Annotated in this window: 11 protein-coding genes; 4 read left to right on the top strand and 7 right to left on the bottom strand. The window is 67.5% G+C overall.

Annotated features, from left to right (window positions below):
- Positions 1 to 157 precede the first annotated feature (157 nt).
- Entirely contained in the window at positions 158 to 1180 is a 1023-nt protein-coding gene (locus ABTV68_RS05670; RefSeq protein ID WP_433676647.1) for a glycosyltransferase, read from the top strand.
- Positions 1181 to 1200: 20 nt separating this feature from the next.
- Here ABTV68_RS05670 and ABTV68_RS05665 read toward each other — a convergent pair whose 3' ends face one another.
- Entirely contained in the window at positions 1201 to 1986 is a 786-nt protein-coding gene (locus tag ABTV68_RS05665; RefSeq protein ID WP_433676646.1) for a glycosyltransferase, read from the bottom strand.
- A gap of 65 nt (positions 1987 to 2051) precedes the next feature.
- Between ABTV68_RS05665 and ABTV68_RS05660 the strand changes: the two genes are divergently transcribed.
- Positions 2052 to 2915 carry a glycosyltransferase family 2 protein gene (locus ABTV68_RS05660; protein WP_433677554.1) on the top strand — a complete coding sequence of 288 codons (864 nt, stop codon included), beginning with the start codon at positions 2052 to 2054 and terminating at the stop codon, positions 2913 to 2915.
- 63 nt (positions 2916 to 2978) lie between these two features.
- Here ABTV68_RS05660 and ABTV68_RS05655 read toward each other — a convergent pair whose 3' ends face one another.
- Genes ABTV68_RS05655 through rfbA form a run of 5 tightly spaced genes read right to left on the bottom strand, consistent with a single transcriptional unit; the run spans position 2979 to position 7410 of the window.
- Entirely contained in the window at positions 2979 to 3395 is a 417-nt protein-coding gene (locus ABTV68_RS05655) for a DUF2304 domain-containing protein (RefSeq protein WP_433676645.1), read from the bottom strand.
- Positions 3392 to 4126, bottom strand: coding sequence for a glycosyltransferase family 2 protein (locus tag ABTV68_RS05650; protein ID WP_433676644.1), 735 nt, complete (start codon positions 4124 to 4126; stop codon positions 3392 to 3394). Before ABTV68_RS05650 ends, ABTV68_RS05655 begins: the two co-directional genes overlap by 4 nt.
- The gene (gene rfbD, locus ABTV68_RS05645) at positions 4123 to 5541 is read right to left on the bottom strand and encodes a dTDP-4-dehydrorhamnose reductase (protein ID WP_433676643.1); all 1419 of its coding nucleotides are present in this window, start codon (positions 5539 to 5541) and stop codon (positions 4123 to 4125) included. Before rfbD ends, ABTV68_RS05650 begins: the two co-directional genes overlap by 4 nt.
- Before the next feature lies 1 nt (position 5542).
- A complete protein-coding gene (gene rfbB, locus ABTV68_RS05640) occupies positions 5543 to 6541 on the bottom strand; it encodes a dTDP-glucose 4,6-dehydratase (RefSeq protein WP_433676642.1) in 999 nt (332 codons plus the stop codon).
- A complete protein-coding gene (gene rfbA / locus ABTV68_RS05635) occupies positions 6538 to 7410 on the bottom strand; it encodes a glucose-1-phosphate thymidylyltransferase RfbA (RefSeq protein WP_433676641.1) in 873 nt (290 codons plus the stop codon). Before rfbA ends, rfbB begins: the two co-directional genes overlap by 4 nt.
- 153 nt (positions 7411 to 7563) lie before the next feature.
- Between rfbA and ABTV68_RS05630 the strand changes: the two genes are divergently transcribed.
- Both ABTV68_RS05630 and ABTV68_RS05625 read left to right on the top strand, forming a co-directional pair.
- Complete coding sequence (locus ABTV68_RS05630) at positions 7564 to 9840, top strand: hypothetical protein (RefSeq protein ID WP_433676640.1); 2277 nt, start codon at positions 7564 to 7566, stop codon at positions 9838 to 9840.
- An 82-nt stretch (positions 9841 to 9922) separates the two neighbouring features.
- Entirely contained in the window at positions 9923 to 11161 is a 1239-nt protein-coding gene (locus ABTV68_RS05625) for a hypothetical protein (RefSeq protein WP_433676639.1), read from the top strand.
- Positions 11162 to 11175: 14 nt separating this feature from the next.
- Here the strand turns inward: ABTV68_RS05625 and ABTV68_RS05620 are convergent, their stop codons facing one another.
- Positions 11176 to 13107 (bottom strand): DUF6541 family protein, encoded by a 1932-nt coding sequence (locus tag ABTV68_RS05620; RefSeq protein ID WP_433676638.1) that lies wholly within the window; start codon positions 13105 to 13107, stop codon positions 11176 to 11178.
- Between the last annotated feature and the right edge of the window lie 140 nt (positions 13108 to 13247).

Here is a 13247-nt window from a genome sequence, read left to right as displayed (position 1 = left end):
TAGGCACCTCACAGGATATTCCCTGGTGCACCGGCTGGTCGGCAGCTCCCTGGTTCGGCGCGCCGGGCATGTCGCCGAGAGAGTCGCCACCCACGGCGGCGAAGCGCGATGTCCGTCCCCGATTAGGCTGGACATCCCGAGACGAAGGACCGACGCCATGAGATCTTCCCGCGCCGAGACGCCCGGTGGCCCCGACGCGGGTACCGGGTTCATCGTGCTCGCCGCCTACCAACCGGACCCGGAGCTGTTCGCCCGTCAAGTCCGTTCGATCCGCGACCAGACGATCACGGATTGGCGCTGCATCATCACGGCGGACGGTGGTCCTGAAGGCGTTGTCGACCTCCTGCGCGAGGCCGTGGGCGACGACTCGCGGTTCGAGGTCGCCGGCTACGAGGAACGACTCGGGTTCTACGGCAACTTCGAACGCGGCCTGCGCTCCGTGCCGTCGGATGCAGCCTGGGTCGCGCTGAGCGATCAGGACGACTACTGGCTGCCCACCAAACTGGCCACGATGATCCCGCACCTGACGGAGGTCGCGGCAGTCGCGGCCCAGGCCCGGGTCGTGCGCTACCCGTCCGGTGCCGTGGTCTCCGAGACGACGGGGCGACGCGATGTCCCGATCGACGACTACATCCTCAACAACCAGTACACCGGGGGCATGATGCTCTTCCGCGCCGAGGTGCTGGAGAGCGCGCTCCCCTTCCCCCGGCTTCCCACACCGGCCGAGGTGCATGATCACTGGCTGGCCGTGGTGGCCCATTTCCGCGGCGGTGCGCGCGTGATCCCGGACATCGTGCAGGACTATGTGCAGCACGACGGCAACGTGATTGGCGAAGCGCGATCGGAGCGGTTCAATCCCTTCCGATCGTGGCAGACCGTCAAGCGCATCGTCGGTCGCTATGAGGCGTCGCTGTCCCCACGCGCCGTGGCACGCGTGACCTACAACGTCGGCGTCGGATGGCGAGAGACCATGATGGTCGCCCTCGGGGCGCGTCTTCCGCTCGACACGCCTGACCTGGCTCGAGTCCTGGCGCTCTACGGCCCGAATCGCCGGTTCTGGCGAACGCTGCGCGCGACGGTGCGAGCCGCTCGCCGCGGGGATGTCTCACCGCGCAGCCTGGTGGAGTACTTCACAGGGTGGGTGCTCGGGGGCGTGTTCCGCCTCCGTTCCCGGGGCTGAGCGAACTCAGCGGCGCGAACTCAACGGCGGCGTCGCGCGCGTCGACGCCATGCCTCGAGGATCGCTCGTCCGGTGCGCACGCGGGCGGCCAGGATCACCGGAAGCGAGCGCGCCGACTTCACGGTGGCGTTGTTGTCGTGGATCCGACGCGAAACCGTGTCCTCGGACAGGTGACGCACGGATCCGTCAGCGTTCGCGACGTAGCCGATCCACTGATCGTGGGTCTCGTTGAGGTACGACGGGAAGGGCAGCAGGCGCTCGCGCATCTCGGAGCGGAACGCCATGCAGCATCCGAAGTACAGGCGCACACCGATCCACAGCAGCAGGATGTTGCGAAGATGATGCGTGCTGGTCGAGGCGCTGAGGCGTTTGGACTGCACAGCGGTGATCGGGCCCCCGAACGTGGAGAAGTTCGAGACCACCAGCTCTGCATCGGTCAGCGCGTTCGCCATGAGCTGCACACGCCCGTCCACCCACAGATCGTCCTGATCGGACAGGAAGATGATCTCCCCCCGCGCTTCCCCGATGGCGCGTTCGAACGCGCGGACGTACCCCTGGTTGGAGGCGCTGCGGAGCACGCGGATGCGGGGATCGCGCATCGACTCGATCACGGCGACGGTGTCATCGCTCGAGCGGTCATCGACGATGACGACCTCGTCGTGAACGTCGAGCTGACGAAGGATCGAATCGAGCTGTTCGCGGATGTAGCGGGCACCGTTGTACGCCGCCATGCAGACGCTGATCCTCGGGGTGTTCGATTCCACGCGGGTCACGGCTCCGTTCGATAGTCGGCTGACACCGACCATCTAGACTATAACTTCGGCGTGGTTCATCGTCGCGAGGAGGACTCTTGACCACTGTGATCGACGTGATGCTCCCCTACTACGGGGACGTCGACCAAATGAAGCAGGCCGCGCAGAGCGTTCTGGACCAGACGCACCGGGACTTCCGCCTTGTGGTGATCGACGACGGCTACCCCGATCCGGAGCCGCGTCGCTGGTTCGAGGCGATGACCGACGATCGCGTGACCTACCTGCGCAACGAGAAGAACCTCGGTGCCAACGGCAACTACCGCAAGGCAGTGGAGCTTGTCGAGGCGGAGTGGTTCGTCATGATGGGTGCCGACGACGTCATGCGGCCCGGCTACCTGGCCGCGGTGGCGACGGCCGTGGAGCGCTTCGATGTCGACATCGTCCAGCCCGGCGTCGAGGTGATCGATGAGAACGGCGTGCGCGTGCTGCCTCTCGTCGATCGGATCAAGCGCGCCATCACCCCCCGCGTCACGCCTCCTGGCGAGGTCCTCGGCGGCGAGCGACTCGCGGCGAGCCTGATGCGCGGCGACTGGGCGTACTTCCCCTCCCTGGCGTGGCGAAGCGAGACTGTCCGTCGCATCGGTTTCCGTCAGGGACTCGACGTCGTGCAGGACCTCGCTTTGATCCTCGACATCGTCAAGCAGGGCGGCAGCATGGCTCTCCTGACTGATGTCGTCTTCGACTACCGGCGCCACTCGCAGTCGGACTCCTCGGTTCGCGCGCTTGACGGGCGCCGCTTCGATGAAGAGCGCGACTTCTTCAACACGGAGGCGCGCAGCTTCGACGCGCTCGGGTGGCGTCGTGCGGCCCGCGTGGCCCGGCGTCACCTCACTTCTCGCTTGAATGCCGCATCGCTGCTGATCAAGGCGGCGAAGGCCGACGCCGGCTCCCCCCGCGCGCTGCTGCGTCACATGTTCCGCTGATTCGCGCTGACGGAAACAGGCCCGACCGCTGCTGCGGTCGGGCCTGTTTCCGTGAAGATGAGATCAGTCTGTGGTTTTGGGTGACTCACTGGAGGGCCGGGGATCGGCGTCCGATCCGCCGCTCGACTGCTGTGCGTCCGCTGCTCGCTCAAGTGCGTCCACTCGCAGCCCCAGGATCGCGACTTCCTCGGCCAATCGCCGTGCCTCGTCCTCGCTCTGCGAGAGCTCCCACGACACGTGCAGCGACACACCCAGCAGAACGGCGATCGCCGCCGCGAACAACAGGTTCACCGGAAGCTGCACACCCAGCACGCGCGTGGCTGACTCCAGGAGACCCGGGAAGAGGCCCAGCACGAGCAGCACGAGCCCCAGCAGCAGCCAGAGCACCGCATACTTCTCCCGCATGCGGCGCGTGAGCAGCATCCACATGACGCCGACGATGATGGCGACGGCCAGCGCCGTACCCAGCAGGACGATCATTCGTCCCCTCCCCGACGATCGCGGCGCTTCGGGCGCAACAGCGCCAGCACCAGGGCGAATCCGGAACGCAGCAGGTAGACGGTGGATCCCCACGCCCCCTGGCTCGGCGTTCCGTGCTGACGCGGACGCATAGCGACGGGAACCTGCGTCACCACGAGACCCTCGCGTACGGCGGCCACCAGGGAGTCGAGCGTGTCCCCGAGATACTCCGCCGGGTAGTACCGCACGTACTGATCGATGGCTCGGGGGCCCGCCGCACGGAATCCGCTCGTGACGTCGGTCAGCCGAGTTCCGGCCACCCGCCCGACCACGCCGGCGAGGAACACCATCGCCCAGCGTCGCGGCCCGCGCACGGAGTAGTCGCCGACATCGGCGAAACGCGCGCCGATGGAGATGTCCGCGTGTTCGAGGCCAGACAGCACCGAGGCGATGTCGGCGGGGTTGTGCTGTCCGTCGGCGTCCACCTGAACGGCGCGCCGATAGCCGCGCCGCTGAGCGTAGGTGAAGCCCGCGCGCATCGCCCCGCCCACGCCGAGGTTGAACGGAAGCACCAGCACTTCGGCACCGGCGGCCCGTGACACGGCGGCGGTCCCATCGGACGAGCCGTCGTCCACGACGACCACGTCATAGGCGGCGTCTACGGCCTGGATCTCACGGACGGTGTCAGCAACACCACGAGCCTCGTTCCACGCGGGAACGATGACCAGAACGCGATCGCTGTCGGGTCTCATGTGTCCGTTCCCGCGCCGAGAGAGGATCGCAGTGCGTCACGCCAGTCGGAGGGTACGAACCCCGCTGCCGTGACCTTGTCCAGTGCGAGAACGCTGTTGGCGGGACGCGGCGAGACCGGCGTGGTCGCCGATGCGAAGTACTCCGCGGTGCTGACTCCCGTGATGCGCGCCGGATCCGCGCCGACTGCGGAGAACACGGCCCGCGCGATCGCCGCCCACGAGGCTGCGTCCCCGGCACCGGTGACGTTGTACGTGCCGAACGGTGCAGAGGACTCGAGCAGGTGCCGGATCGCTGCGGCGATATCGGACGTGAAGGTGAGGCGGCCGATCTGATCGTCCACCACCTTCGGGTCGACACCCCGCTCCGCGAGCGATGCCATCGTGCGCACGAAGTTCTTGCCCTCGCCGATCACCCACGAGGTGCGGACGATGTAGTGGCGCGGTGCCGTGGCTGCGGCGATGTCTCCGGCGGCCTTCGTCTGCCCGTACACGCCGAGGGGCGCGAAAGCGTCCTCCTCCGTGTACGCACCAGCCTTGGTGCCGTCGAACACGTAGTCGCTCGACACGTGCACCAGGGTGATGCCGTATTCGGTCGCAACGGCGGCGAGATTCGCCACCGCGGTGGCGTTCGCGGACCAGGCATCGGCGCGGCCCTCGGATTCCGCCGTGTCGACGGCGGTGTAGGCGGCGGCGTTGATGATCGCGCCGTAGTCGCGCCAGCGGCGCGCCTCCCGCAGCCCGGGTGCCGTGACGTCGAGGTCTGCCCGACCGGCGAATTCGACGTGATCCGCGCCAGCATAGGCGGCGCGCAGCGCCAGCCCGAGCTGTCCCCCAGCGCCGAGCACGAGAATCCGCTTGGGCGGAATCGGGGTGACATCGGCCAGCCGCGGATGATTCTTGTCCTTCTCGCTGATCTCCACGTCGGCCAGCGGGATCGGCCAGTCGATGGCGGCGGTCTCATCGGCCAGGTTCAGGAACGAGTACGACGCGTTCGGGGACCAGTGGTCGTTTACCAGGTAGGTGTACGCGGTGTCCGGCTCGAGCGTCTGGTACGAGTTGCCCACCCCACGCGGAACGAAGATCGCGCGCGACGGATCCAGCTCGGTGGTGAACACCGTGCCGAAGCTCGGCCCCTCCCGCAGGTCCACCCACGCACCGAAGATGCGTCCGGTGGCGACGGAGACCCACTTATCCCACGGCTCGGCGTGGATGCCACGCGTTGTGCCCACGGCGTCGTTGAAGGAGACGTTGTTCTGCACCGGCCCGAAATCGGGCAGGCCCAGCGCCGTCATCTTCTCGCGCTGCCAGTTCTCCTTGAACCAGCCGCGAGCGTCGCCGTGCACGGGAAGCTCCATCACGACGAGCCCCGGGATCGGCGTCTCGACGATCGAGAGCGCCTTGCCGTACTCCGTCATCTCACTGACCCTTGCTGGCGTAGAACGCCTCGGTGGCGTCCTTGGCCGGCGCCCACCAGCTTTCGTTCTCGCGGTACCAGTCGATCGTCGCCGCCAGGCCGCTCTCGAAGTCGGAGAAGCTGGGCGTCCAGCCGAGCTCGGTGCGCAGCTTTGTGGAATCGATCGCGTAGCGCAGGTCGTGGCCGGCACGGTCGGTGACGTGGTCGTACGCGTCACGCGGCTGTCCCATGGTCTCCAGGATCAGCTCGACGACGTCCTTGTTGTTGCGCTCGCCGTCGGCACCGATGAGGTAGGTCTCGCCGATGACGCCCTTCTCCAGGATGGTCGCGACCGCCGACGAGTGATCGTTGGCGTGGATCCAGTCGCGCACGTTCTCGCCCGCACCGTACAGCTTGGGACGAATGCCGCGGATCACATTGGTGATCTGGCGCGGGATGAACTTCTCGACGTGCTGGTAGGGCCCGTAGTTGTTCGAGCAGTTCGAGATCGTGGCGCGAACGCCGAACGAGCGAACCCACGCGCGCACGAGCAGGTCGGATCCGGCCTTCGTGGACGAGTACGGCGACGACGGGTTGTATGGCGTCTGCTCGGTGAAGCGCTGCGGGTCATCCAGCTCCAGGTCGCCGTACACCTCGTCGGTGGAGATGTGGTGGAATCGGCGATCGTGCTTGCGCGCCGCCTCCAGCAGCGTGTAGGTCCCCACGATGTTCGTGTCCAGGAACGGACGCGGGCTGTGCAGCGAGTTATCGTTGTGGCTCTCCGCGGCATAGTGCACGACCGCGTCGACGTCGGCGAACAGCTCGTCGACGAGTTCGGCATCGGTGATGTCGCCGTGCACGAAGCGCACCCGGTCCTTCGGCAGGCCGTCGAGCGATGCGCGGTTGCCGGCGTACGTCAGCGCGTCCAGCACGGTGATGTGGTCGTCGGAGTTCTCCACCATGTAGTGGACGAAGTTCGATCCGATGAATCCGGCACCGCCGGTCACGAGGAGACGGGTCATGCGTGTGCTCTCTTCAGAAGTTCCAGCAGGTAGGTGCCGTAGCCGCTCTTCACGAGCTTCTCGGCCCGCTCGCGCAGCTGGTCGTCGGTGAGGAACCCCTGTCGCCAGGCCACTTCCTCGGGGGCTCCGATCTTCATCGAGGTACGACGCTCCATGGTGCGGACGTAGTCGGCCGCGTCGGTCATCTGATCGAAGGTTCCGGTGTCCAGCCACGCCGTACCCCGCGGGAGCACCTCCACCTGCAGCTTGCCGCGGCTCAGGTACTCACGGTTGACGTCCGTGATCTCGTACTCGCCACGCGCGGACGGCTGCAGGTTGCGGGCGATCTCGACCACGTCGTTGTCGTAGAAGTACAGACCAGGCACGGCGTAGTTGCTCTTCGGCTCGGCAGGCTTCTCCTCGAGGGAGATGGCGTTGCCGTCGGCGTCGAATTCCACGACGCCGTACGCCTCCGGCTCCGCAACCCAGTACGCGAAGACCGCACCACCGTCGATGTCCGCGAAGCGCTGCAGGCGCGTGCCGAGGCCTGGGCCGTAGAGCAGGTTGTCACCGAGCACCAGGGCGACGGAGTCATCGCCGATGAAGTCGGCACCGATGGTGAAGGCCTGCGCGAGCCCGTCCGGCGAGGGTTGCACGGCGAAGGTGATGGAGATGCCGAACTGGGACCCGTCTCCCAGCAGCCGCTCGAAATGAGCCGCGTCATGCGGGGTGGTGATCACCAGGATCTCGCGGATTCCCGCGAGCATCAGGGTCGACAGCGGGTAGTAGACCATCGGCTTGTCGTAGACCGGAACCAGCTGCTTCGACACGCCCAGCGTGATCGGATGCAGTCGCGTGCCGGATCCCCCGGCGAGAATGATGCCCTTCACGGTTCCATGGTGTCATACGGCCCCTGCGAGAACCCCGCGCCGACACGCGTCGGCGCTCCGCGCCTGCGATCTGAGCGCGTGGCACACTCATCAGCAACGCCAGTCACAGCAGTAACAGTGGCATCATCTGTCACTTTCGGTCAGAATGGGCCAGTGACTCCGACGCCCCCCACCCTTCGTCGCGCCTTCGTCGCGGCACTCGCGTCGGCAGCGCTGTGCCTCTCTCTGTTGGCCGCGCAGCCGGCCCTCGCCCAGTCGACACCGGACCCCGCGGCCAGCGCGTCCGCGCCCGCCCCGAGCGAGTCCCCCACGTTCGAGACGCCGACGCCAACTCCGACTCCCACCGACACGGACACCGCGTCGCCGTCTCCGGAGCCCACGACGCCGGAAGACGTCGAGATGCCCGCTCCCGAGGCCACTGACACACCGAGCCCGACGCCTTCACCCAGCACGACTGGAGGGGCAGCCATCGCGGCCGCCGCGGCGTTCTCCGCGACCCTTGCCGAGGCGTCGGCGGCCGTTGCCGGATTCCAGGCCGGCAACATCATCAACGACGCGACGTTCACGAACAAGAACACGATGTCGGCATCCGCGATCGACACGTTCTTCCGCAACATGGTCTCCTCCTGCCAGTCCGGGTACACGTGCTTGAAGGACTACCGACAGAACACGCCCAACCGTGCGGCGGACTCCTACTGCAGCGGATACTCGGGCGCGGCGAACGAATCCGCGGCCACGATCATCGCCAAGGTCTCGCAGTCCTGCAACATCAACCCGCAGGTGCTGATCGTCATGCTCCAGAAGGAGCAGGGTCTGGTCACTCACACCTGGCCGAGCCAGTGGCGCTACGACATGGCCCTCGGTCAGGGATGCCCCGACACCGCGCCCTGCGACCCCGCCTTCGCCGGATTCTTCTACCAGATCTACGGCGCGGCGCGTCAGATGAACATCTACATGGAGGGGCGGTACTTCACCTACTACCCCGCCGGGCGCACGTCCAATATCTACTGGCACCCGAACGCCAGCTGCGGCACGGCACCGGTGTACATCTCCAACAAGGCGACGTCTGCGCTGTACTACTACACGCCCTACCAGCCCAACCGCGCCGCCCTGAACGCCGGCTACGGCGAGGGTGACGGCTGCTCCAGCTACGGCAACCGCAACTTCTACCTGTACTTCACCCAGTGGTTCGGATCGACGCAGGGAGGCGGAGGCACAACCGGACCGCTCGACTCTCTCGTGCGCGCGGAGGGCTCCGCCACCGTCTACCTGATCTCGGCGGGAGCGAAGCGCCCCCTCGCCAATCCAGAGGATCTCGCTGTCTTCACCTCGCGACTGGGCGCGACACAGGTCGTCTCCTCGTCCGCGATCTCCGCGATCCCCACCGGCCCCCGAGCGACCCGATTCGTCCGCGATGCCCGCACCGGCTCGATGATGCTGCTGCAGCCGGACGGGACCAGCCGATGGCTTCCCAGCGCTGAGCTCGTCACGCGCTACGGCTTCCGGATGGACGGCTACACACCGCTCGACCCGGCGCAGGTGGACAAGTATCCCGCAGGCCCCCCGGTGGGCGACCTCTTCCGCTCCGACCTTGACGGCACGCTGTACAAGTGGGAGAACAACGCCAAGCGCGGGTACACCTCCCTCGGCGCCTGGGCGGCGGATCCGGCAACACGAGGGCAGGCCCCGGTCGCCCTGCCGCAGGCCACGGTGGACCGGTTCCGTACAGGCATTCCGATCCTCACCGCCGGGAGTCTCGTCAAAGAGCGCAGCCAGGCAGCCGTCTACCTCGCGGGAACCGATACCACGCTCATTCCCGTTCCCGCATGGGGCACAGTCATCGCGATGGGCATGGTGCCGACCTCGACGATCGTCTACCCGGATGGCGTCCTGTCGCGCTATACCAAGAGCACGGTGCCGCTCAGCCCAGTGCTCACGTGCTCCGGCGTCACCTACATCGCGTCGGGAGTCGGCCTGACACGAACGTCGAAGGTCAACTTCGGCTCTCTTCCGGTGAAGCCGAGTGCGAGCGTCTGCGCGACGATCACGAAGGTGGCCGGCGTCGTCGTCGCCCCCGTTCTCATCAAGGAACTCGGCGGAGACGCGATCTACGCCCTCGAGTCCGGCGTGCTCCGCCACATTCAGAACCCGGACGCGCTGCGTCAGTATGCGGGAGCACGGGCGGGCATCCAGATCGGCTGGGGTGTCGACGCCGTCCGCTTCCTCAGCACCGGCCCCATGATCTACGCCGATGGGACGTTCGTGAGCTTCGGCGACGCGCGCGTCTTCTACGTGCAGGGCGGGCAACTTCGCACCATCCCGTCGGTTGCCGCCATGCTGCGTCTGAACGGCGGGACGATCCCCGCGGTCGAGTCTCTCTCGGCTGCGGATCTTCGCTGGTACCGCATCGGCAGCGACATCCCGAAGTGACCCGCGGCCACCGCGCCGACTCACAGATCCCGCCAGAGGGTGCCCGTAGACTGATCGGCGCATTTCATCGATGGGAGTCCCTGTGACGCACGCGCCTCGATTCGCCGGGCTTCGCAAGGTGAGCGGCTTCACGATCGTCGTGGTGGCGAGCACACTCGTGGGCTTCATCGCGACCGCCATCCTGTTCCGCAGGGTCGGCGGCGAAGAATGGGCGAACATGCTCGTGGGCCAGGTGGTCGCCGGCCTGGCGGTAATCTTCGTCCTCTTCGGCTGGGGGGCCACCGGCGCTGCGATGATCGCAGGCTCCCCTGTTGCGCAGCGCCCAGCGCTGTATCTGCAATCGCTGCGCGTGCGCTCGGTGCTCTTCCTGATCGTCACCCCGATCGCGGCCGTGGTGGCGACGCTGATCACGCGCGGCGACCTGACGGGGGGCGTTCTCGCCACGCTGACGTACCTGATCCCAGGTCTGGCCGCGTCCTGGTACTTCGTGGGCGAGGGAAAGCCCCGCCGCCTGGTCCTGTTTGACGCGCTGCCCGGCCTGCTCGGGACGTTCGCGGGAGCAATCGCCGTGCTCATCACGGCACAGATGTGGACCTACCTGGTGTGTCAGGCCGCCGGCTACGCCGCCGCCGTCGTGATCTCGGGGATCGTCATCCGCCGAGACGCTGGCGACGAATCGCTGGAGCCGCCCCTGCACTGGCGCGCCGCGCTGTCCGGCCAGCGCCATGCCATCCTCACCACGGCGACCAGCGGTCTGTATGTGGCGCTCCCCTACCTCGCGGTCTCGCTGTTCATCCGTCCCTTCGCCGACGTCTACGGACTGGCTGATCGCACCCTCAAGTACGCCAACGTGGCGTTCTCCCCGGTTCTCCAGTACTTCCAGGGTTGGGTCGCCGCGGTCGGCGAAGACACCCGCGCCCGCGCCCGAACCGCGGGCCGACTCGCCCTCCTGCTCGGCGTGATCGGTGGCGTCGGGCTGGCACTGCTGATGCCGCCGTTCACTCTGCTGCTCAGCGGCGGCCAGGCGTCCGTGTCGTACAGCGTGGCCGTCCCGCTCGGCGTCGCGTTCGCCGCCATCTGCGTCTCCGCGGTGGTCGGGCTGGCCTGCCTCGCAGCCCTCGGGCACACCCGCGAGCTCGCGGTGTCCACCGTGCTGGGCGCTGCGATCGGCGCACCGCTCATCCTGCTGGCGGCGTGGTCAGGAGAGCTCTTCTTCGTGGCGACCGCCCTCGCCGTGTCCGAAGCGATCGTCGCGACGTACCAGGTCCTCGCGCTGCGTCGGGTGCTGCGCGATCCTCGGGGTGCCGACGTCACCGTCTGACGCCTGTACAGCGGTCAGCCGCAGCCCACGATGCGGTAGAGCTTCACGTCGCCGACGCTGTCGATGAGTTCGACCGCCGGCGATTCGTCCAGGTCTTCCAGGCCGGGGAACACGTGCTCGCCGTTGTTCACTTCCTGCGTGCCGAAGTCCAGCACGTACTCGGCGTTGACTTCCGCAACGGCCGCGCACGTCTCCGATCCGGGCTCCGCGTCGTTGAGGCCGGCGAGGATGTCATCCATCGCCGCGTTGGTGAGCATCAGGGTGTGGGGCATCATGACCGGACGACCCTCCAGCGCGTACGCGAGCGCGACGCCCGTCCAGGGGCTGCCCACGATGGTTCCTGTCGCATCGGTCTCCTCTGGCAGCCGCTGCAGCAGGGCGAACTCATCCTCGGTGATGACCGGGGAATCGTCGGTGAGCTGGAACATGTCGCGCGCGCCCCCGACAGCATGACGCATCACCGTCACCTGGGGCACCAGGACCGCTACGATCACCACCGCAGCAACCGCACCGAGCCGGAGCGGGCCGCGGCGGGGCACCGTCCGGACCCAGTCCCAGATCCGCTCTCCGCCCACGGCGGCCAGCGGCACCCATGCGAAGGGCAGGAGAGCGGCCAGACGGGGAGCGTTGTTGTACCAGGCACCCACGAGCAGGTCTCGCAGGTCCCAGTAGGGCAGACCGGAGACGGCGATGTAGAGCACGGCCGCGGCGGCGAACATCAGCATCGCGAACCAGTCCGACGTCGTGCGACGCCGTGCCGCGACGACGAGGCCCACCGTGGCGAGCAGCATCACCGACCAGTTGACTGCCGTTCCCCACGGTGATGCCGTGAGGATCTCGCCGACCGCCTGTCCGACCGTCTCCGTCGGCTCCCACGTGCGAGCCTCCGCGGCGGGGCGCAGCACGTACCAGGCGGGCAGCACTACGGCGAGGTAGACGACCGCGGCGGCGATGAGTCCGGTTCGCGTCCGGCCCGCCGGCGCGCGGCGCAGCGCTCCGATCCAGACGACCAGGAGGATCACGGTCGCGAACACGATCGCAGCGACGAAGCCGCCCGGATGCGCCACGACGATCCCGGGGAGGGTTCCGAGCAGGGCGACCAGCAGCGTCCATCGGTGGCGCGGCGCGGCGCGCAGGACGTCGATCAGAAGCGCGAGTGGCACGGCGATGAGGCTCAGCGACATCATGTAGGGGAACAGCACCCCGTACTCCACCATGAGCAGCGGGAACGCCGGGATGGATACCGTCACGATCGCAGCCACGACGAGGCGAACGGCGCTGGTGCCCCACAGGCTTCGCACCAGGGTGATGATGCCCACAGGCCATGCCACCGCCGCGAAGAACATCATCACCGCGTTCGAGGAGACGGGGATGCTCACGCCGGTGAGCTGAATCACGAGTGCGGACGTCGCGTGCCACGCCGACGGATAGAACGTGACGGGCGCGTCCATTCCGCTGGTCATCTTCGCGATGAACAGCGGTGAGGCATTGCCGTGGTCCAGAGCGAAGCGTACGGCGTTCAAGTGGAAGATGTTGTCGAAGGTCTGGGAGAAGTTCGACGGATGTCCGACGACCAGCACGAGCTGCAGGAGGATCACGACGATCGCGGCCACGATCGCCAGCGTGCCGGCCAGCGGGAGACGCGGGTGCGGCGCACGGGGCGCGTCAGCGCCGCGACGCTCCACGGTGGCGCGGAGCACCAACCGCAGGGCGATCACCACGACGAGCAGAGCGACGGTCGTGATCACCACCGGCAGCAGCCCCCAGGAGAGACCGAGAACCGGCGCGACAAGTGACGCCATCGCAATCACGGTCACGCCCGCGGGAATGCTCACGGCCACCAGCCGGAGCCCCCGCATGCCCAGTCCCCCGGCCAGAGCGGACCCGGGAATCAGAACCACCAGTGCCACGACGACCAGCGCGAGCAGCAGCGACGCCCATTCCATTCGTTCTCCCTCTCCGAGACGCACAGGGCGCGCCTTCCGCGATCCTACCGATGCCTGTCTGAGTGGTCGGCGGGCCACACCGCGCATGCTGCCAACCCACCCAGAGCCCACGACCTATGATGGTTCAGGCGTTCGCACCC

This window comes from Microbacterium gorillae (genome assembly GCF_050990725.1).
Taxonomy (GTDB): domain Bacteria; phylum Actinomycetota; class Actinomycetes; order Actinomycetales; family Microbacteriaceae; genus Microbacterium; species Microbacterium gorillae_A.
The sequence above is the reverse complement of the archived record's forward strand: the minus strand, read 5'-3'. Positions and strand labels throughout refer to the sequence as shown.

What these genes read in the sequence shown, in the direction of transcription:
- ABTV68_RS05670 (WP_433676647.1), top strand. Translation starts at nt 158, where the DNA reads ATGAGATCTTCCCGCGCCGAGACGCCCGGTGGCCCCGACGCGGGTACC.
- ABTV68_RS05665 (WP_433676646.1), bottom strand. Translation starts at nt 1,986, where the DNA reads ATGGTCGGTGTCAGCCGACTATCGAACGGAGCCGTGACCCGCGTGGAA.
- ABTV68_RS05660 (WP_433677554.1), top strand. Translation starts at nt 2,052, where the DNA reads ATGCTCCCCTACTACGGGGACGTCGACCAAATGAAGCAGGCCGCGCAG.
- ABTV68_RS05655 (WP_433676645.1), bottom strand. Translation starts at nt 3,395, where the DNA reads ATGATCGTCCTGCTGGGTACGGCGCTGGCCGTCGCCATCATCGTCGGC.
- ABTV68_RS05650 (WP_433676644.1), bottom strand. Translation starts at nt 4,126, where the DNA reads ATGAGACCCGACAGCGATCGCGTTCTGGTCATCGTTCCCGCGTGGAAC.
- rfbD (WP_433676643.1), bottom strand. Translation starts at nt 5,541, where the DNA reads ATGACGGAGTACGGCAAGGCGCTCTCGATCGTCGAGACGCCGATCCCG.
- rfbB (WP_433676642.1), bottom strand. Translation starts at nt 6,541, where the DNA reads ATGACCCGTCTCCTCGTGACCGGCGGTGCCGGATTCATCGGATCGAAC.
- ABTV68_RS05620 (WP_433676638.1), bottom strand. Translation starts at nt 13,107, where the DNA reads ATGGAATGGGCGTCGCTGCTGCTCGCGCTGGTCGTCGTGGCACTGGTG.